Raw genomic sequence first — 20088 nt, forward strand, 5'->3', positions numbered from 1 at the left:
TCAGGCGGAGGAACACACCGCAATGGCCAAGATGATCGCGTTCGACGAGGATGCCCGCCGCGGCCTCGAGCGTGGCATGAACATTCTCGCCGACGCCGTCAAGGTGACGCTCGGCCCCAAGGGCCGCAACGTCGTGCTCGAGAAGAAGTGGGGCGCGCCGACCATCACCAACGACGGCGTCTCCATCGCCAAGGAGATCGAGCTCGAGGACCCGTGGGAGAAGATCGGGGCCGAACTCGTCAAGGAAGTGGCGAAGAAGACCGACGACGTCGCGGGTGACGGCACCACCACCGCCACCGTGCTGGCCCAGGCGCTGGTCCGCGAGGGCCTGCGCAACGTGGCCGCCGGCGCCAACCCGCTCGGCCTCAAGCGCGGCATCGAGCAGGCCGTCGACGCCGTGATCGAGCAGCTGCACAAGACCGCCAAGGAGGTCGAGACCAAGGAGCAGATCGCCGCCACGGCGTCCATCTCCGCGGGCGACACCACCATCGGCGAGCTCATCGCCGAGGCGATGGACAAGGTCGGCAAGGAAGGCGTCATCACCGTCGAGGAGAGCAACGCTCTCGGGCTCGAACTCGAGCTCACCGAGGGTATGCGCTTCGACAAGGGGTACATCTCCGGTTACTTCGTGACCGACCCGGAGCGGCAGGAAGCGGTCCTCGAGGACCCGTACATCCTGCTCTACGGCTCGAAGATCGCGTCGGTGAAGGACCTGCTCCCGCTGCTGGAGAAGGTCATGCAGAGCGGCAAGCCGCTGCTGATCATCTCCGAGGACGTCGAGGGCGAGGCCCTGGCCACGCTGGTCGTCAACAAGATCCGCGGCACGTTCAAGTCCGTCGCCGTCAAGGCCCCGGGCTTCGGCGACCGCCGCAAGGCGATCCTCCAGGACATCGCCATCCTCACCGGTGGCCAGGTCATCACCGAGGACGTCGGCCTCAAGCTGGAGAACGCCGACCTGTCGCTGCTGGGCAAGGCCCGCAAGGTCGTCGTGACCAAGGACGAGACCACGGTCGTCGAGGGTGCGGGTGACGCCGAGCAGATCCAGGGCCGCGTCAACCAGATCCGCGCGGAGATCGAGAAGTCGGACTCCGACTACGACCGCGAGAAGCTGCAGGAGCGCCTGGCGAAGCTCGCCGGCGGTGTCGCGGTCATCAAGGCCGGCGCCGCCACCGAGGTGGAGCTGAAGGAGCGCAAGCACCGCATCGAGGACGCGGTGCGCAACGCCAAGGCCGCCGTCGAGGAGGGCATCGTCGCCGGTGGTGGCGTCGCGCTGCTGCAGGCCGCCGAGATCGCGTTCGCGGGCCTGAAGCTCGAGGGCGACGAGGCGACCGGTGCGAACATCGTCAAGGTCGCCGTCGAGGCGCCGTTGAAGCAGATCGCCATCAACGCCGGCCTCGAGGGTGGCGTCGTGGTGGAGAAGGTCAAGGGCCTCCCCGTCGGCCACGGCCTCAACGCCGCGACCGGCGTGTACGAGGACCTGCTCGCGGCCGGCGTGCCGGACCCGACGAAGGTCACCCGTTCGGCGCTGCAGAACGCCGCGTCGATCGCCGCGCTGTTCCTCACCACCGAGGCTGTGGTGGCGGACAAGCCGGAGAAGGCGGGCGCTGCCCCGGCCATGCCCGAGGGCGGCGGCATGGACTTCTGATCGAGCCAGGTCTCCGGACCGGTTTGATCGGTTGAAGTCACGGAAGGGCCCGGTTCACCTCAGGTGAACCGGGCCCTTCGCCGTGCGAGCATGGGGGTAGAACGGCCTCTGGATCACACCATCGGGTGAGATCAACCAAAAAGTGTACGGAAACACCGTTACCGAACCTCGGTTAAACCAGACCGAACCCCGAACCACCCCACCTGCCCACACCCAGCCCACACCCAGCCTCCGACCACGCCGCCCCGACGTCCGCCGCCGCACCCCGTTCGCCATCGAGGACTGGAGCCGACCACGTGCTCATCGCGCACCTGAGCGACCCGCACCTGCGGACCGACGCCTTGGCCGCCGAACCCGCAGCCTCCCTGCGCCGCGCACTGGGCCGCGTCCTGGCGCTGGATCCGCGGCCGGACTGCGTGGTCATCACCGGCGACCTGACCGAACACGGGCACGTCGACGCCTACACCCAGCTGCGCGAGGTCATCGGCGCCTTCCCGCTGCCGCTCCACCTGACCACCGGCAACCACGACAACCCCGGCGCGCTGCTCGAAGTGTTCGGCGGCACGTCGTTCCTCGGCGGCGGGACGTCCACGCACTACGCCGTCGCCCACCCCGGCTTCACGGTCATCGCCCTGGACTCGTGGCGACCGGACGGGCCTGCCGGAATCCTCGGCGACGACCAGCTGTCCTGGCTGGACGACGTGCTCGCCCAACGCCCCGACGTGCCCGCCTTCGTGTGCCTGCACCACCCGCCGGTCGCGGTGGGGATCCCGTTCCTCGACGGGATGCGGCTGGAGAACGGCCCGGCGTTGGGCGCGGTCCTCGGCCGCCACGGCAACGTGGCGCGCGTTCTCGCAGGCCACGTGCACCGCGCGATCAGCGTGCCGTTCGCGGGCACCTCGGTGTCCGTCGCGCCGAGCACCTACCGCCAGACGTCGCTCACCCTGCGCGCCGACCGGCAGATCGGGGCCCTCGCCGAGCCGACCGGGTTCCTGCTGCACGTCGCCACCGAATCCGGTTTCGCCACGCACACCGTGCCGGTGAGTGACGCGGGTGCGTTGATCGGCTCGTTCTGAAGCCCACCGCCACCTGGTGGACCGTGCACGTGATGCTGCCTCAGGTCGGGCCACGGATGGGTTAAGCGCCGAAGCACACGAACGGGCGACGTAGTGGGTCGACGGCGGTCGCTTCGGCCGGCGCGTGGGACGCCGACTTGCCGTCCGCCAGGAGCTTGTGGAACGTCTCCATCGGCGCCAACAACCGGAACACCCGCTCGGCCCGCTCGTGATAACCCAACGACCGGGGCACGTCACCGGTGTTGGTCAACCCGCGGTTCATCAACGCCGTCGACAACGTCGCCGCGCCGACCGCCCCCCGACGCCCGCCCGTCCTCCAGTTGCCGCACCGACAACTGCCGCACCGACTCGTCGTACAGCGCGAGCGCCTCGGCGGTCCGCCCCGCCCGGTGCAGGATCAAGGCCCGCTGGTCCTGCACGATCGCCCGCAACCCCACCGCGTCCGGACCCCCGGGCAACGACGAGACCGGCTCACCGGCCGTCCACAGGCACGCCAGACCGCCCTCGACCGACTCCGTCTCCGCCTCACCGTACGACAAGGTGATCAGGATCCGGGTACGGACCGTGGTCGCTTCGACGCCCGTAGACGGCCGGTGAAATCGGCAGGGCAGCACGAGGCACGGACACGCCTTATGTCGGCACACAGAACGTGTTCGAGAAGCCGTCTTGTGGTGGTCATAGCTGAGCCGAACGGGTTACTCCCCGTGAGCCCGCCGTCGGTCGACCCGCCGTGACACCACCCCTACAACATGATCGTCGGCGTCACGACCGTCCGCCCCGGCTCACCCCGGGAGTTCACCAGGTGCACCACGATCTGCGTGGTCCCCGCGGGCACGTCGGACAACACGAACCGACCACCGTCGTCGGCCTTCGTGGTGCTCGACTTGTGCTCGGCCACCCGGACCTCGACGGTGTGCTCACCCGCCGGCACCAGCCAACCGTCGATGCGGTGCCGTGCGCCGGTCGAGGTGAAGTTCACCATCAACGTCAGGTTGTCCACCGTGAACGTGATCGTGCCGGGACTCCCGCCACGCACGCCCGCGAACGAGCCCGCGCGTTCCCAGCGGGCCACCTCGACGTCCAGGTTCTCCAATGCCACCGCGAACTGGATTCGTTCGACGAGCCCCGCAGGGGGCGCGTCCAACTCGTACACCAGGCGGTTCAGTTCAGTGAGGACAGCGGTGTCCTCTTGGCCTCTGCGGTCATCGCGCGGGTCGATGTCGTTCACCGCGATCCTCCTTCCGCGTCGAGATGTGCGCGCAACATGGTCAGACACCGGCCCCTGGTCGGGCCGATGCTGCCGCGTGGCATGGACAGTGCTTCGGCGACCGCGCGGTACTCCGCCCGCCCGGCCAGCACGGTGAGCCGCAGAAGCTCCTGACACTTCTGCGACAGGCGACCGAACGCCCGCCACAACCGGTGATCCCGGTCGTCGACCAGGGCGGCGTCCTCCGGCAGCCCGTATTCGCTTTCCAGTTGTTCCGCCAGCTCGTCGCTCAGCGCGGCTTCCCTCCGAGCGGGCGTCCAGGTCCGTTGGGCCTCGCGGCGCGTCGCGACGACGAGCCACCCGGCCAACGCGCGCGGCTCGACCAGCCGGTCGAGGTGACGCAGCAGCGCGAGCCAGACCGTCTGCACCACGTCCTCCGCGGTGCTGCGGTCCAACCCGTGTCCGCGCGCGACGTGCCACACCAGCGGCGTCAGGTCGGCGACCAGCACGTCCAGGGCTCGGCGGTCGCCGTCGCGCGCGGCAACGACGCAAGCCGCGTGCCGGTCCGTGCCGTCCAGACCTTCCCACGGTGGGCGCTCACCGGCCGTGCGCAGTTCTCCCACGTCGTCACCTCCTTCTCGGCGTCCCCCAGCCGAAGCTGATCGTCACACACCACCGTCACCGGTGCGGCGGCGGTCCGCGATGCCCCCCTCGCACCGCGGACCGCCTCCCCCCTACGGGCGACGTCCGATCGGCACCCCTCGAAGCCGACCGACCGTCACCCCTTCCCCCCAGAAGTCTCAGTTGTCGGTCACGGGCCCGCTGTTGGCGTCCACCGGCACGCTGTGCGCCTGGTGGTGGCCCTCCGGCGTGACCGGCGGCGTGTCCGGAAACTCCGGGACATCCGTCGCCCGATCTCCCCGCTCGGCTCCGCGAGCTGCTTCTCCAGCTCGTCGGTGTCGAGCCTCGCGGGGTCGAGCTGGTCCGCGCCAGGCGGAGTGGCTCTCATGCGGGCCTCCTCAGTCGGGGTTGCGGACCGGTCATCAGATAAGGAGTGAGTAGTTCTACGCTGGATACATGGTGGCGATTTAACAGTTCACAGTGGAGTGGGAAACTTGTCGTCGCTGGTCGGGGGCACGGCTGGTGCGGGTGGGCGTACTTGTCGGTGGTCCTGAGTAGCTTGGGCGCCGGATAGGGGGCGGGCCGAACGGCGGCTCGGCCGGCGGGCGCTCAAGATCACCCGGACGTGCTAACCGAGCGTCGATCGGCAACTTTTCGCCCGCCGATTTCGTTGCCGGGAAAGAAGGAGGCGCGGCGCACGGCGGAGCAGTCTCACGAGACCACGGACCGCATCACGAACCCACGGACCTCTCGCAAGCTCTCGCAAGCAGTAGCCCACCGCCACGTGCCGCAGCCCTCGCACCAGCCGCCGCCTGCGCGGGGCCGCCGGTCAGTCGCGCCAGCCCCTGCCCGCACCCGCCGCCGCCCGCCCGCTCCGCCGCCCGCGCCCGGCACTCGTGCCCGGCACCCACCGCCGCGCCCGGCACCCACCGTCGGTCGCATCGGCGCACTGCTCGCGCCAGCCGCACGGACCCCGCGCCAGTCGCAGGGATTGGGTTGTGGGGAGTGTGGAGGCGGCGGGTGCGCTGCTGGGCTGGGATGGGATGGGTGGGGTGGGGTGGATGGGGGGAAACTGCTGGTCCCGCTGGCCGGGGTGGGTGGGTATGGTCTAGACCATGCTTGAGGTCATTGCTCTGGATGCCGTTGACGCCGAGGCCGTGCAGGCCGGTGGGGCGGATCGGTTGGAACTCACTGTCGACATGGCCGCGGACGGGTTGACGCCGCCGGTTTCCGTGCTGCGGGACGTGTTGTCCGCGACCGACCTGCCGGTGCGGGTCATGTTGCGGGACGCGCCCGGGTTCGCGCCCGGCGACCTGGGCCGGCTGCGGCGGGATGCCGGGGTGTTGCGGGAGGCGGGGGCGTCCGAGTTCGTGTTCGGGTTCCTGGACGCCAAGGGGTGGGTGGACGAGGCGGCTTGTGCGGCGTTGATCGCGGAACTGGAGGGGTGTGCGTGGACGTTCCACCGGGCGCTCGACAACTCCGCCGATCCCGAGGCGGCGTGGACCGTGGTGGGAAACCTGGGGTGCGACACGGTGCTCGCGGCCGGTAGTCCGAGTGGGGTCGGGGACGGGTTCCCGGTGTTGGAGCGGTTGGCCGCTCGGCAGGACACCGTGCGGTTGTTGGTCGGGGGTGGGCTCAAGGTGGATCACGTCGCGCCGTTGAAGGCCGTCGGGGTCACCGGGTTCCACGTCGGCAGTGCCGTGCGACCCGGCGGGTGGGGTGCTCCGCTCTCCGCCGACGCCGTCCGGACCTGGGCAAATCTGGTCTAGACCGATTGCCGGTCCGGGGATTAGCATCCGCGTTGCTTCCTGCGAAATGGACGTTGCAGATTACGCAATAAGTAACAAGCGACGTCCTTGGGTGCAACAGCGCAACAACCCTGAAGCGCAACAACCCCTGAAGCGCAACAACCCTGAAGGGTGGGCGAGGATGCGGTTCGTAGTGGCAGCAGTCGTGGGCGCCGCCGTGCTGGCCGGGTGTGCCCCGGTCCAGTCCGGCGGCACGGCACCCACCGCCGGTGACGAGCAGACCGGGCAGCTCCGGGTGTGGCTGTTCGACGAGGTCAACAGAGGCCCGAAGGAAGCGGTCGTCAAGGAGGCGATCACCGAATTCCAGCAGGCCCACCAAGGCGTCACCGTCGACGTCCAGTACATCCAGGTCCAGACCCGCGCCGAACGGTTCAAGGCCGCGTTCAGCGACCCCAAGAGCGCACCGGACGTCGCCGAGTTCGGCAACACCGACCTGGCCGGCTACGTCGCGGGCGGCGGGTTCGCCGAGCTCGACCTCGGCCAGTGGGCCGACTCGAAGGACCTGCTCCCCGCGGTCGTCGACACGGGCAAGGTGGACGGCAAGGTCTACGGCGTCCCCTGGTACGTCGGCGTGCGCGCGCTCTACTACCGCACCGACATCTTCCAGGAGCTGAACCTCCAACCACCGGCCACGCTCGACGAGATCGCCCCGCTCGCCCGGAAGATCCGCGCCGCCAAGCCGGACCTGCTCGGCATCTCGGCGGGCGGCAAGTACACCTACGGCGCGATGCCGTTCGTGTGGGCCAACGGCGGCGACATCGCCAAGAAGGACGGCGACAAGTACGTCTCCGCGATCGACAGCGCCGAGTCGAAGGCCGGTCTGAGGCAGTACACCGAGCTGATCGCGGACGACATCTGCCCGCCGGCCCAGTGCGCGGCCAACGGCGGTGACGCGAGCGTCGAGGCGTTCCGCGCGGGCAAGGCGGCGATGGTCGTCGGCGGCGACTTCAACCGCAAGTCGGTCGACGCCTCCACCGCCGCGGGCAAGTACGCGGTCGTGCCGCTGCCGGGCAAGAAGGCCGGTGAGATCGCGCCGGCGTTCGCGGGCGGCAACCTGCTCGGCGTGATGAAGGGCAGCGAGCGCAAGACGCTGGCCAACCAGTTCGTCCAGCTCCTCGGCGGCAAGGTGTACCAGCGCAAGATGTTCGACGCGATGGGCAACATGCCGACGTTCGGCGACGTGCAGGACGAGGTCGCGAAGGCCAACCCGGTGCTGGAGCCGTTCATCAAGACCCTGAACGCGGGCACGAGGTTCGTACCGGTCACCCCGAACTGGGCCAAGGTCGACGCCCAGGCCGTGCTGCCGAACCTGCTGCAGAAGATCGCCGCCGCCGGGGAAGACGTCGACACGGCCGCCAAGGCCGCCGCCGACGAGATGAACGCCGCCTTCGCCTCGTGATGTCGATGAGGAGGGGCGACGGGCGGATCGCGTTCGCCTACCTCGCTCCCGCGCTGCTCGTGCTGGTCGGGCTGATGGGCTACCCGATCTACCAGCTCGTGCTGATCTCCCTGTTCGACTACGGCCAGGAGCAGGTCAGCGGTGGCGCGCCGCTGACCTTCCTGGGGCTCGGGAACTACACGACCCTGCTGGCGGACGCCAGGTTCTGGGCCGTGCTCGGGCAGACGGTCGCGTTCGCGGCGGTGTGCGTGGTGGGGACCCTGCTGGTCGGGACCGCTCTGGCGGTCCTGGCCAGCAGGGTGCGCACGTGGGCCCGGATGACGTTGTTCCTGGCCGCCCTCGGCGCCTGGGCGACGCCGGCGGTGGCCGGGTCGACGATCTGGCTGTTCCTGTTCGACGCCAACTTCGGGTTCGTCAACGAGGTCCTGGGCACCACCGGGTTCTCCTGGACCTACGACAAGTGGGTGGCGTTCGGGCTGGTCGCGGCGCAGGTGATCTGGTGCTCGTTCCCGTTCGTCATGGTGACGCTGTACGCGGGCATCAAGGCGATCCCCGGCGAGGTGCTGGAGGCCGCCGCGCTGGACGGCGCGAGCACCGCGAAGACCGCCACCAGCGTGATGCTGCCCCTGCTGCGACCGCTGCTGATCGTGGTGACCATCCAGTCGATCATCTGGGACTTCAAGGTGTTCACCCAGATCTACATCATGACCAGCGGCGGCGGCATCGCCGGGCGGAACCTGGTGCTCAACGTCTACGCGTACCAGCAGGCGTTCGCCGCCTCCGAGTACGGGCTGGGCGCGAGCATCGGTGTCGTGACGACGGTGCTGTTGCTGGTCGTCACCGCCGCATACCTGCGGGCGTTGCGGCGGAGCGGGGAGGCCCTGTGAACGGCACTGTGAACCGGCGGGTGTCACGGGGTATCGCGGAAGGCGTCACGGTCGTCATCGCGGCCGTCGTGGCGTTCCCGCTGTACTGGATGGTGCTGACGGCGTTGAAGCCGGCGGCGGAGGTGATCTCGGCCGACCCGCGTCCGTGGACGCTCGCGCCGACGCTCGACAGCTTCGTGCGGGCGCTGACCGTGCAGAGCTTCGGGCGCTACCTGCTCAACAGCATCGTGGTGGCGGTCGCGGTGGTGCTGCTGAGCCTGCTGATCTCGTTCCTGGCGGCCACCGCGCTGACCCGGTTCGAGTTCCGCAGCCGCACCACGTTGCTGATCATGCTGCTGGTGGTGCAGATGGTGCCGGTCGAGGCGTTGACCATCCCGCTGTTCTTCGTCATGCAGTCGGTGCGGGACGTGGCGCCGGTGTTCGGGCTGAACCACCTGGGTTCGCTGGTGCTGGTGCACCTGGCGTTCAGCCTGCCGTTCGCGATCTGGATGCTGCGCGGGTTCGTCGCGGCCGTGCCGGTGGAGTTGGAGGAGGCGGCGACGCTGGACGGCGCGTCCCGGTTCCGGTTCCTGTGGCAGGTGCTGTTCCCGCTGGTGGCGCCGGGTCTGGTGGCGACGAGCGTGTTGTCGTTCATCCACGCGTGGAACGACTTCCTGTTCGCGAAAACGTTCATCATCTCGGCGGCGGAGAACCAGACGCTGCCGTTGGCGTTGCAGGTGTTCGTGAAACCCGATCAGAACGACTGGGGTGCGATCATGGCCGGTTCGACGTTGATGACCATTCCGGTGCTGGTGTTCTTCATCCTGGTGCAGCGGCGCCTGGTCGCGGGGCTGGCCGGGGCGGTGAAGTCGTGATCCTGCCCCGTCCGGTGTCGTTCACGCCCGGTGGCGGCGAGCTCGAGTTCGACGGTTCGGTGCTGGTCGAGCGGGTGGACGGGCCGGCGGAGGGCTACCGGTTGTCGGTGACGCCCGACGGCGTGCTGGTCCGGGCGTCCGACGACGCCGGGGAGTTCTACGCGCGGCAGACGGTGCGGCAGCTGAGCGGGCCGGCGGCGTTCCGCGCCGTCGCGCCCGCGACGGTGACGTTGCCGGTGTGCGAGGTGGAGGACCACCCGCGGTTCGCGTGGCGCGGTGTGATGCTCGACGTGGCGCGGCACTTCCTGCCCAAGCACGACCTGCTGCGGTACGTCGACCTGCTCGCCGTGCACAAGCTGAACGTGCTGCACCTGCACCTCACCGACGACCAGGGCTGGCGGTTCGAGTCGCGCCGGTTCCCGCGGCTGCACGAGATCGGCGGCTGGCGGCCCGACTCGCGGTTCGGCGACCGGCGGTCCGGCGGCATGGCCGGACGTCCGCACGGCGGCTACTACACCCAGGACGACCTGCGTGAAGTCGTCGCGTACGCGGCACAGCGGCACATCACGGTGGTGCCCGAGATCGACGTGCCGGGGCACAGCCAGGCGGCCATCGCGGCGTACCCGGAACTCGGCGCGTCCGGCGGAGGCGTGTGGACGGACTGGGGCATCAACCCCAACGTGCTGAAGGCCGACGAGTCCACTGTGGACTTCTACCGCCGGGTGTTCGACGAGGTGCTGGACGTCTTCCCCGGCGAGGTCGTCGGGTTGGGCGGTGACGAGGCCGAGGCCGGCGACGGCCGGTTCGTGCGCCGGATCGCGCAGTACCTGCGCCAACGCGGACGGCGGCCGTTCGGGTGGGACGAGGTGTTGGACGTCGGACCGCTGCCCGCCCGGACCATTGTCGCCTCGTGGCGGGGCGAGGAGGCCGGGTTGACCGCGCTGGAACGCGGCCACGACGTGGTGATGTGCCCGGAGGAGCACGTCTACCTGGACTACCGCCAGTCCGACCACCCCGACGAGCCCATCCCCGTCGGCACGGTCACCACGCTGGAGGACGTGTACCGGTACGAGCCCGCGGCGGCGGACCGGGTGCTCGGCGCGCAGGCGAACCTGTGGACCGAACACCTCGACTCGCCGAGGCGGCTCGACTACGCCGCCTTCCCCCGGTTGAGCGCGTTCGCCGAGGTCGTGTGGAGCCCCGCCGGACGTGACGAGGCGGAGTTCCTGACCCGGCTGGCCGGGCACCACCTGCCGCGGCTCGACGCGCTCGGCGTCGAGTACCGCCCCCTCGACGGCCCCCGGCCGTGGCAGGCGCTTCCGGGAGTGCCCGGCTTTCCCCGTTAGACCAGTGGTTCCACAGTGGTTTCAGTCCTCTTCGGGCATGAGGATCCACGCCGCGAGGTAGAGGACGGCGCCGGCGCCGAACCCGAAGAGGGTGGCGGCGACCAGCAGGATGCGCAGCAGCGCCGCGTCCACGCCGAGGAGCTTGGCGACGCCGCCGCACACGCCCGCGACCATCTTGTCGTTCCGGCTGCGGCGGAGCTTCTTGACCTTGTCGGTGGCCTGGTTGAGCACGTCGTTCGTCATATCCCAAGAGTGCTCTGCCAGGCCGTTCGGGACATCGGGGACGCACCCTGACTTCCCCCGGAGCCCTCTCCTCAGGGTTTCACCAGGACTTTGCCCCTGAGGTCGCCGGCTTCGGCGCGGCGGTGGACCTCCGGCACAGCCCCAGGCCGCCACCGACGCTTACTCTCGGGACCATGACGCCTGAGGAGCTCGCCGGGGAGCTGGACCGCGTCGGCTACCTGCCCGACGCGGGCATCGCGACGGCGGCCTACCTGGCGCTGCGGATGCACCGCCCGCTGTTCTGCGAGGGCGAGCCGGGCACCGGCAAGACGTCCCTCGCGGTGGCGTTGAGCCAGGCCCTGGACCTGCCGTTGATCCGGCTCCAGTGCCACGAGGGCATCGACGCCACCCAGGCCCTCTACGACTGGGACTTCCCCCGGCAACTCCTGCACCTCAGAGCCCTCGAAGCGGCCGGACCGGTGGACGCCGACGAAGCCGAGGCCTCCCTCTACACCCGCCGTTTCCTCCTCGCCCGGCCGCTCCTGCAAGCCCTCGAGGACGCGCCGTGCGTGCTGCTGGTCGACGAGGTGGACCGGGCGGACGACGAGTTCGAGGCGTTCCTGCTGGAGGTGCTGAGCGAGAACTCGGTGACGATCCCCGAACTCGGCCGCGTCACCGCGAAGACCCCGCCGCTGGTCGTGCTCACCTCCAACCGCACCCGCGAGGTGCACGACGCGCTCAAGCGCCGCTGCCTCTACCACTGGCTGGAGCACCCCGACCTGGCGCGCGAGGTCGCCATCCTGCGCCGCCGCCTGCCGGGCGTCACCGAACGCCTCGCGCACCAGGTCGCGACGGCCGTGCGCCGCCTGCGCGAGCTGGACCTGCTCAAGCCGCCGGGCGTCGCCGAGTCGCTCGACTGGGCGGAAGCCCTGCTCGCCCTGGGCCGCACCGAACTGGACGCGGAAACGGCGGCCACCACGCTCGGTGCCGTCCTCAAGTACCGGGAGGACGGCCGGCGCGCCCTTTCAGCCGGTGTGCTGACCGGCATGACCGGGAGCACAATCGTGGGATGACCGGAGCCGGCGCGTCGACCGGGCTCGTGGGGTTCGCCCGCGCGCTCCGGCACGGCGGCGTCGCGTGCGGGCCCGAACGGGTGCAGGCGTTCGTCGCCGCCGTCGACCACCTCGACCTCGCGCAACGCGATCACGTCTACTGGGCGGGCCGGTTGACGCTGTGCTCCGAACCGGACGACCTGCCCCGGTACGACGCGGCGTTCGCGGCCTGGTTCGGCGGGACGCCCCCGCGAACCAGGCCGGGTGCGCGGCCCACGCAGACCAGCCACCTGGCCGCGCTCGGCAACGGTGCGGCGAAGCGCAACGGGCGGGCGCCCACGCTCAAGGTCGCCGCGAGCGACGTGGAAGTGTTGCGCCGCAAGGACATCGCGACGCTGAGCCCCGCCGAGAAACGGCACCTGCGGGAGCTGCTGGCCGTTCTCGAGCCCGTCCCGCCGACCCGTCGAGCCCTGCGCCGCACACCCGCCCGAAGGGGTGAGATCGACCCGCGCCGGACCCTCAAGAGCATGCTGGCCACCGGCGAACCGACCCGTCCCCGACACCGCCGCCGGACCACCCGTCCGCGCAAGGTCGTGCTGCTGATCGACGTGTCCGGCTCGATGAAGCCCTACGCCGACGCGCTCCTCCGGTTCGCGCACGTCGTCGCACGCCACATGCCCGTCGAGGTCTGCACGCTCGGCACCCGCCTGACCCGCGTCACCCGCCAACTCCGCCACCGCGACCCCGAGCAGGCCGTGGCCGCCGCCGCACGCGCCGTGCCCGACTACGAGGGCGGCACCCGGCTCGGCGAGACGATCAAGGTCTTCCTGGACCGCTGGGGACAACGCGGCGCCGCCCGCCGCGCCGTCGTGGTCATCTGCTCCGACGGCTGGGAACGCGGCGACACGGCCCTGCTCGCCGAGCAGGTGCACCGGCTGCGGCGTCTGGCGCACAAGGTCGTCTGGGTCAACCCGCACGCGGGCCACGACGGGTACCGGCCGGTGCAGTCCGGCATCGTCGCCGCCCTCCCGCACCTGGACCGGCTGCTGGCCGGTCACAGCCTCGACACCCTGCACGCCCTGCTTGAGGAGGTCCGACTTGCGTGATGTCCTGGCCGAACTGGCCCGTCGCGTCGACCGTGGAGAGACGGTCGGCGTCGGCACGGTGGTCGCCACGTTCAGCTCCGCGCCCCGCCCACCCGGCGCGTCGATGCTCGTCGGCGCGGACGACGCCGTCGTCGGCAGCGTCTCCGGCGGCTGCGTCGAGGGCGCGGTCTACGAGTTGGCCCAGGAGGTCGTGCGCACCGACCGGCCGGTCCTCCAGCGGTACGGGGTGAGCGACGACGACGCGTTCGCCGTCGGCCTGACCTGCGGCGGGATCATCGACGTGTACGTGGAGCCGATCAACCGCGACACCTTCCCCGAACTGCCCGAAGTCCTGGAGACGGTGGAAGCCGAACAACCGGTGGCCGTCGCCACGATCGTGGAACACCCCGAGTGGGTCGGCCGCCGCCTGGTCGTCTGGCCCGACCGCGCCACCGGGGACATCCCGTCGGCCAGGGCGCGGGACGCGATCGCCGACGACGCGCGCGGCCTGCTCGCCACCGGTCGCAGCGGCACGCTGCACTACGGGCCGGACGGGCAGCGGCGCGGCGAGGGCATGGCGGTGTTCGTGAACTCGTTCGAACCGCCGCCGCGACTGCTGGTGTTCGGCGCGATCGACTTCGCCGCCGCCATGGCCAAGCTCGGCGCGTTCCTCGGCTACCGCGTCACGGTGTGCGACGCGCGCCCGGTGTTCGCCACCAAGAGCCGGTTCCCGGAGGCGGACGAGGTGATCGTGGACTGGCCGCACCGCTACCTCGCCGCGCAGGCCGACGCCGGGAAGGTGGACGAGCGGACGGTGGTCGCCGTGCTCACCCACGACCCGAAGTTCGACGTGCCGCTGCTGGAAATCGCCCTGAGGCTGAAGCTCGGCTACGTCGGCGCGATGGGCTCCCGCCGCACGCACGACGACCGGCTGCGACGGCTCCGCGAGGCGGGCATGACCGAGAGCGAGTTGACCAGGTTGGCGTCCCCGATCGGCTTGGACCTCGGCGCCCGCACGCCCGAGGAGACGGCGGTGTCGATCGCGGCCGAGATCATCGCGCTGCGGTGGGGCGGGGGAGGTGAGCGCCTGACCAGGACCGATGGCTCGATCCACAAGTGAAGATCCGCTTCACTCGAAAGTGATCTTGCCGTTGATCGAACAGCCGTTCGACAATTGGACCATCCGAACAACGGTTGTCCGGCCGGGCGACCAGGAGCAGGCTCGCATGTGACCCCCATCACCGCCACCACGTCTGGAGTGCCAATGAGGATCACCGTCAGCGTCGACGGTGTGGACTACAGCGACGAAGTCGAACCGCGCACGCTGCTGGTCCACTACCTTCGCGAACGACTCGGCAAGACCGGCACGGTCGTGGGGTGCGACACCAGCAACTGCGGCGCGTGCACGGTGCACCTCGACGGCCACAGCGTGAAATCGTGCGCGGTGCTCGCGGTGCAGGCGAACGGCCGCGAGGTCACCACCGTCGAGGGGCTGGCCCGGGACGGGCGGCTGCACCCCGTGCAGGAGGCGTTCCACCAGAACCACGCGCTCCAGTGCGGGTTCTGCACCCCCGGCATGATCATGCAGGCCATCGACCTGCTCGCGGACAACCCCGACCCCGACGAGGACCAGGTGCGGCACGGCCTGGAGGGCAACCTCTGCCGCTGCACCGGCTACCAGAACATCGTCAACGCGGTCCGGGACGCCGCGCGGCGGATGAGTCCCGGCGCCGGCCCCGACGCCGAACGGGTCGACGAGGCCGCGCTGGTCGACCGCACCCCGATGCGCACGGGCGGTGGGGAATGACCGCCACCGCGGAACCCGAGATCGGCAAGGCCCGCAGGCGCAAGGAGGACGCCCGGCTGATCACCGGCGCGACCCGGTGGACCGACAACATGCAGCTCACCGGCATGCTGCACATGGCGCTGCTGCGCAGCCCCGTGGCACACGGCCGGATCACCTCGATCGACGTCACCGGGGCCGTGCGGATGCCCGGTGTGCTCATGGTGCTCACCGGCCAGGACGTGGCCGCCGAGCAGGGCAGCCTGCCGTGCGTGTGGCCGATCACCGAGGACATGCTGGCCCCGCCCGCGCCGTCGCTCGCCGTCGACCGGGTGAACTTCGCCGGCGAGGCGGTCGCGCTCGTCGTCGCCCGGAGCGCGGCGGAGGCCCACGACGCGCTGTCCGCGATCGACGTCGACTACGAGGACCTGCCGGTCGTGCTCGACATGGCACGCGCGGTCGAGGACGGCGCCGACCTCGTGCACCCCGACCTGGGCACGAACAAGAGCGCGACGTGGGTGCTCGACTCCGCCGAGGCGGGCACCGGGTCCGACGTCGACCAGGCGATCGCCGACGCCGAGGTGCTGGTCGAGCGCACGTTCCGCCAGCAGCGGCTGATCCCGGCGTTCATGGAGCCCCGCTCGGTCGTGGTCGACCCGTCGCCCGATTCGGTGACCATGTGGTCGTCCACCCAGGTGCCGCACATCCTGCGCTGGATGCTGTCCGCCGTGCTCGGCATCCCCGAGCAGCGGATCCGCGTCGTCGCGCCGGACGTCGGCGGCGGGTTCGGCGGCAAGCTCCAGGTCACGCCGGAAGAGGTGCTGACCATGCTGGTCGCGCGCCGGATCGGCAAGCCGGTGAAGTGGACCGAGACGCGCACCGAGTCGATGCTGTCCGGCCACCACGGCCGCGACCAGCTCCAACGGCTGACCCTCGCGGCCCGCCGCGACGGCACGGTCACCGGCCTCAAGGTCGACCTGCTCGCCGACATGGGCGCCTACCTGCGGCTGATCGCGCCGGGCGTGCCGATCCTCGGCGCGTTCATGTTCAACGGCATCTACAAGTTCCCGGCCTACCGTTTCACCTGCACGAACGTGTTCACCAACAAGACGCCGACCGACGCGTACCGGGGCGCGGGACGGCCCGAGGCCACGTTCGGCATCGAGCGGATGATGGACGAGCTGGCCGCCGAACTCGGCGTCGACCCGCTCGACCTGCGCCGACGCAACTGGATCAGGCACGAGGAGTTCCCGTTCGACACCGTCGCGGGACTCACCTACGACTCCGGCCACTACGAGGCCGCCACCGACCGCGCGACCGAGCTGTTCGGGTACGACGCGCTGCGCGCCGAGCAGGCCGAGCGGCGCGCGAACGGCGACCCGGTCCAGCTCGGCATCGGCATCTCCACGTACACGGAGATGTGCGGGTGGGCCCCGTCACGCGTGCTGGGCGCCCTGCGGTACGCGGCGGGCGGCTGGGAGACCGCGGCGATCCGCATGCTGCCCACCGGCAAGGTCGAGCTGGTCACCGGCACCTCACCGCACGGCCAGGGCCACGAGACGGCGTGGAGCCAGATCGTCGCCGACCGGCTCGGCGTGCCGTTCGAGGACGTCGAGGTGCTGCACGGCGACACCCGGATCTCGCACCGGGGCCTGGACAGCTACGGCTCCCGGTCGCTGGCCGTCGGCGGCACGGCCGTCGTGCTGGCCGCGGACAAGGTGCTGGCCAAGGCCCGCACGGTCGCCGCGCACCTGATGGAGGTCGGCGAGGACGACGTCGAGTTCACCAACGGCGCGTTCTCCGTGCGCGGCACGGCCACCACCACGACCCTCGGCGAGGTCGTGACCGCCGCGAACGCCGCGCACAACCTGCCCGACGGCGTGGAACCCGGCCTGGACGCCGAGGCCACGTTCGACCCGGAGAACCTGTCCTTCCCGCACGGCACGCACCTGTGCGCCGCCGAGGTCGACACGCAGACCGGGCAGGTGAAGATCCGCTCCTACGTGTGCGTGGACGACGTCGGCAAGGTGGTCAACCCGGTGATCGTGGAGGGCCAGGTGCACGGCGGCCTGGCGCAGGGCATCGCGCAGGCCCTGTACGAGGAGGCGGTGCACGACGAGAGCGGCACCCTCACCACCGCCACCCTCGCCGACTACCTGGTGCCGTCCGCGGTCGACCTGCCGCACTTCACCACCGACCGCACCGAGACACCGGCGTCGACCAACCCGCTCGGCGTGAAGGGCGTCGGCGAGGCGGGCACGATCGCCTCCACCCCCGCCGTGGTCAACGCGGTCGTGGACGCCGTGCGGCACATGGGCGTCTCCGACATCGAGATGCCGTGCACCCCGATGCGGGTGTGGAAAGCGATCCACCGCGGCACCACGTCGGGCGTGCCCACCACGCCGGGCGCGGGCGGCGGGCTCGGTTCGATCGACGAGCGGGGAGGTGCGGAATGATCCCGGCCGCGTTCGACTACGTCGCGCCCACCACCGTGGACGAGGCGGTGCGCGCCCTGGCCGCGGGCGGTGAGGACGCCAAGGTGATGGCCGGCGGGCAGAGCCTCATCCCGGTGCTGCGGATGCGGCTGGCCGCGCCGACCCTGGTGGTCGACGTGTCCGGGCTGACCGAGCTGTCCGGGGTGCACGACGACGGCGACTCGCTCCGCATCGGCGCCATGACCACGCACTACGAGGTGCAGCGCGACCCGGTGGTGCGCGAGCACGCCCGGCTGCTGTGCCTGGCCACGGACACCGTCGCCGACCCGCAGGTCCGGCACCGGGGCACGTTCGGCGGCTCGCTCGCCCACGCCGACCCGGCCGGTGACCTGCTCGCGCCCGCGTTGGCGCTGGACGCGGTGATGGTGTGCGTCGGGCCTTCCGGGACGCGGGAGATTCCCGCGGCGGAGTTCTTCGTCGACTACTTCACCACCGCGTTGGCGCCCGACGAACTGCTCACCCACGTGAAGGTGCCCAAGCTGACCGGCTGGGGCGCGCACTACGAGAAGTTCAACCGGGTCGCCCAGGCCTGGTCGATCGTGGCGGTCGCCGCCGCGCTGCGGGTGTCCGACGGCAGGATCGCCGAGGCCAGGGTCGGCCTGACCAACATGGGCCCGACCCCGGTGCGGGCGCGCGGGGTGGAGGAGGCGCTGGTCGGGCAGCCGGCGACGGCCGAGGCGATCACCACGGCGGCGAACCGTGCCGCCGAGGGCGCCGACCCGCCGAGCGACGGCAACGCCGACGCCGAGTACCGGGCGCACCTGGCCCGCGTGCTCACCGAACGGGCGGTGACCGCCGCGGTGAGCACATGAAGCTCGAACACCGGTTCACCGTGCCCGCGCCCGTGCCGGACGTGTGGGCGGCGCTGCTCGACCCGGAGAAGGTGGCGCCCTGCATGCCCGGCGCCACCCTCACCGGCGTCGAAGGGCAGAGCTTCACCGGCACGGTCAAGGTCAAACTCGGCCCCGTCACGCTGCTCTACAAGGGGACCGGCGAGTTCACGTCCGTCGACGAACGGGTGCACGCGGCCGTGATGAAGGCGTCCGGCAAGGACACCAGGGGCAACGGCACCGCGTCCGCGACCGTGTCCGTGGCGCTGACGTCCGCCGCGGACCCGTCCGGTTCGGCGGGCACCGAGGTGTACGTGGTCACGGACATGAACATCACCGGCCGTCCGGCCCAGCTCGGCCGGGGACTGATCAGCGAGGTCAGCGGCCGGATCATCAACGAGTTCGCCGAATGCCTGGCGACGCGGCTCGCGCCGGCGGAAGCTGAGGAGGTGACTTCTCCGGAAACCCGGCCCCGGCTGCACGCCGTGCCGGACGAGCCGATCGACCTGCTCGACACCGCCGGTGTGCCCGTGCTCAAGCGGGTGCTGCCGATCGCCGCCGGGCTGCTGGTGCTGGTGCTGCTGGTCCGCAGGCTCCGCGGGCGGCACCGCTGAACGCGCGCGGCAGGCGGCCGGTCCTCGGGCTGGTCGCCTGCCTCAGCCTGCTCGTGGCGTGCACGGGGTCACCGGTGGTGATCACCTCGCCCCGGCCCACGCCCGCCACGACCACGTCGGCGGAACCGGAGCCGCCGTCGTTCACGCTGGCCGCGGGCGGTGACATCCTGATCCACCCGGCGTTGACCGAGCAGGCCGACCAGGACGGCGCGCGGAACTTCGTGCCGCTGCTGGACGGCCTGCGCGAGGCGATCGACGCCGACGTGTCGATCTGCCACCTGGAGACACCGCTGTCCGCGCCCGGCGCGCCGACGTTCGGCTACCCGGCGTTCAGCGCGCCGCCCGAGGTCGCGTCCGCGTTGAAGGAGATCGGCTACGACAGCTGCTCCACCGCGTCCAACCACACCCTCGACCGCGGTTCACCCGCGATCAAGACGACCCTGGACATGATGGACGCGGCCGGCCTGAAGCACACCGGCTCGTTCCGCTCGCCGGAGGAGTCCGCCACACCGCTGCTGCTGGACGTGCGCGGGGTGAAGGTCGGGCACATCGCGTTCACGTACGGGTTCAACGGCATCCCGCTGCCGCAGCCGTGGATGGCGAACCAGCTGTCGACCGAAGGTGTGCTGGCGGCGGCACGTGCGGCGAAGGCGGCCGGCGCGGAAGTCGTCGTCGCGAGCCTGCACTGGGGCAACGAGTACCAGCACGAGGCGACGCCGCAGCAGCGCGAGATGGCGCGGGCCGTGCTCGCCGACCCGGCGGTGGACCTGATCATCGGCACGCACGTGCACGCCGTGCAGCCGATCGAGCAGATCGGCGGCAAGTGGGTCGTCTACGGCATGGGCAACGAGGTGGCCCGCCACTCCGAGCCGCGCGGCATCACCGAGGAGGGCATCGTCACCCGGTTCAAGTTCGTGAAGGGACCGTCCGGGTGGGCGGTGCAGGAGGCGTCGTACGTGCCGACCCTGGTCGAGTTCGGCCCGCCGATCCGCGTGGTCGACCTGACCCGAGTCCCCGCCACCCCACGCCGCACGGAAGCCCTGAACCGCACCGACGGCGTCGTCCGCAGCCTCGGATCGACCATCGCACACCCCTGACCGAGTCCTCCGCCGAGCGAGCCGAACCTCCAGCCCCCGAGAGTCGAACCTCCAGCCCTCGAGAGTC

20 protein-coding genes are annotated in these 20088 nt (G+C 70.9%); 15 read left to right on the top strand and 5 right to left on the bottom strand.

The window, feature by feature from the left end:
- Positions 1-22: 22 nt before the first annotated feature.
- Both groL and FM051_RS27780 read left to right on the top strand, forming a co-directional pair.
- On the top strand, positions 23-1645 hold the full coding sequence (gene groL, locus FM051_RS27775) for a chaperonin GroEL (protein ID WP_158848364.1): 1623 nt from the start codon (positions 23-25) through the stop codon (positions 1643-1645).
- Between the two features lie 296 nt (positions 1646-1941).
- Positions 1942-2721, top strand: a complete 780-nt coding sequence (locus FM051_RS27780) for a phosphodiesterase (RefSeq protein ID WP_158848366.1) — start codon at positions 1942-1944, stop codon at positions 2719-2721.
- 61 nt (positions 2722-2782) lie between these two features.
- Here the strand turns inward: FM051_RS27780 and FM051_RS27785 are convergent, their stop codons facing one another.
- The 4 genes from FM051_RS27785 to FM051_RS27800 all read right to left on the bottom strand — a co-directional run bounded on the left by FM051_RS27785 (position 2783) and on the right by FM051_RS27800 (position 4551).
- Entirely contained in the window at positions 2783-2971 is a 189-nt protein-coding gene (locus tag FM051_RS27785; RefSeq protein ID WP_158848368.1) for a hypothetical protein, read from the bottom strand.
- Positions 2955-3260 (bottom strand): hypothetical protein, encoded by a 306-nt coding sequence (locus FM051_RS27790; protein ID WP_158848371.1) that lies wholly within the window; start codon positions 3258-3260, stop codon positions 2955-2957. The genes FM051_RS27785 and FM051_RS27790 overlap by 17 nt, the downstream gene beginning before the upstream one ends.
- A gap of 203 nt (positions 3261-3463) precedes the next feature.
- Positions 3464-3886: a carboxypeptidase regulatory-like domain-containing protein gene (locus FM051_RS27795; RefSeq protein WP_420803631.1), complete on the bottom strand. Its 423-nt coding sequence runs from the start codon at positions 3884-3886 to the stop codon at positions 3464-3466.
- A gap of 59 nt (positions 3887-3945) precedes the next feature.
- Entirely contained in the window at positions 3946-4551 is a 606-nt protein-coding gene (locus tag FM051_RS27800; protein ID WP_158848375.1) for an RNA polymerase sigma factor, read from the bottom strand.
- A 1113-nt stretch (positions 4552-5664) separates the two neighbouring features.
- Between FM051_RS27800 and FM051_RS27805 the strand changes: the two genes are divergently transcribed.
- From FM051_RS27805 to FM051_RS27825, 5 genes are all read left to right on the top strand, one after another.
- On the top strand, positions 5665-6318 hold the full coding sequence (locus tag FM051_RS27805) for a copper homeostasis protein CutC (protein WP_158848377.1): 654 nt from the start codon (positions 5665-5667) through the stop codon (positions 6316-6318).
- Between the two features lie 160 nt (positions 6319-6478).
- Positions 6479-7756, top strand: a complete 1278-nt coding sequence (locus FM051_RS27810) for an extracellular solute-binding protein (protein WP_158848379.1) — start codon at positions 6479-6481, stop codon at positions 7754-7756.
- A 5-nt stretch (positions 7757-7761) separates the two neighbouring features.
- Positions 7762-8643, top strand: coding sequence for a carbohydrate ABC transporter permease (locus FM051_RS27815; RefSeq protein WP_420803628.1), 882 nt, complete (start codon positions 7762-7764; stop codon positions 8641-8643).
- Positions 8640-9497, top strand: coding sequence for a carbohydrate ABC transporter permease (locus tag FM051_RS27820; protein ID WP_238412686.1), 858 nt, complete (start codon positions 8640-8642; stop codon positions 9495-9497). The genes FM051_RS27815 and FM051_RS27820 overlap by 4 nt, the downstream gene beginning before the upstream one ends.
- Positions 9494-10843, top strand: coding sequence for a beta-N-acetylhexosaminidase (locus FM051_RS27825; RefSeq protein ID WP_158848383.1), 1350 nt, complete (start codon positions 9494-9496; stop codon positions 10841-10843). Before FM051_RS27820 ends, FM051_RS27825 begins: the two co-directional genes overlap by 4 nt.
- A gap of 21 nt (positions 10844-10864) precedes the next feature.
- On the opposite strand, the gene FM051_RS27830 is transcribed toward FM051_RS27825, so the two are convergent.
- Positions 10865-11086: a PspC domain-containing protein gene (locus FM051_RS27830; RefSeq protein WP_158848385.1), complete on the bottom strand. Its 222-nt coding sequence runs from the start codon at positions 11084-11086 to the stop codon at positions 10865-10867.
- Between the two features lie 173 nt (positions 11087-11259).
- Here FM051_RS27830 and FM051_RS27835 point away from each other — a divergent pair, with 173 nt between their 5' ends.
- The 8 genes from FM051_RS27835 (at position 11260) to FM051_RS27870 (ending at position 20021) form a co-directional block, all read left to right on the top strand.
- Complete coding sequence (locus FM051_RS27835; RefSeq protein WP_158848387.1) at positions 11260-12138, top strand: AAA family ATPase; 879 nt, start codon at positions 11260-11262, stop codon at positions 12136-12138.
- On the top strand, positions 12135-13223 hold the full coding sequence (locus tag FM051_RS27840) for a vWA domain-containing protein (protein ID WP_158848389.1): 1089 nt from the start codon (positions 12135-12137) through the stop codon (positions 13221-13223). Before FM051_RS27835 ends, FM051_RS27840 begins: the two co-directional genes overlap by 4 nt.
- Positions 13216-14322: an XdhC family protein gene (locus FM051_RS27845; protein WP_158848391.1), complete on the top strand. Its 1107-nt coding sequence runs from the start codon at positions 13216-13218 to the stop codon at positions 14320-14322. Before FM051_RS27840 ends, FM051_RS27845 begins: the two co-directional genes overlap by 8 nt.
- A gap of 144 nt (positions 14323-14466) precedes the next feature.
- Entirely contained in the window at positions 14467-15009 is a 543-nt protein-coding gene (locus tag FM051_RS27850; RefSeq protein WP_158848393.1) for a (2Fe-2S)-binding protein, read from the top strand.
- On the top strand, positions 15006-17441 hold the full coding sequence (locus FM051_RS27855) for a xanthine dehydrogenase family protein molybdopterin-binding subunit (RefSeq protein ID WP_158848395.1): 2436 nt from the start codon (positions 15006-15008) through the stop codon (positions 17439-17441). Before FM051_RS27850 ends, FM051_RS27855 begins: the two co-directional genes overlap by 4 nt.
- Complete coding sequence (locus FM051_RS27860; RefSeq protein ID WP_158848397.1) at positions 17438-18292, top strand: FAD binding domain-containing protein; 855 nt, start codon at positions 17438-17440, stop codon at positions 18290-18292. Before FM051_RS27855 ends, FM051_RS27860 begins: the two co-directional genes overlap by 4 nt.
- Positions 18289-18924: an SRPBCC family protein gene (locus FM051_RS27865; RefSeq protein WP_158848399.1), complete on the top strand. Its 636-nt coding sequence runs from the start codon at positions 18289-18291 to the stop codon at positions 18922-18924. The genes FM051_RS27860 and FM051_RS27865 overlap by 4 nt, the downstream gene beginning before the upstream one ends.
- Before the next feature lie 74 nt (positions 18925-18998).
- On the top strand, positions 18999-20021 hold the full coding sequence (locus tag FM051_RS27870) for a CapA family protein (RefSeq protein WP_420803629.1): 1023 nt from the start codon (positions 18999-19001) through the stop codon (positions 20019-20021).
- The last annotated feature ends 67 nt before the right edge of the window (positions 20022-20088 follow it).

The organism is Saccharothrix deserti, from assembly GCF_009769385.1.
Taxonomy (GTDB): domain Bacteria; phylum Actinomycetota; class Actinomycetes; order Mycobacteriales; family Pseudonocardiaceae; genus Actinosynnema; species Actinosynnema deserti.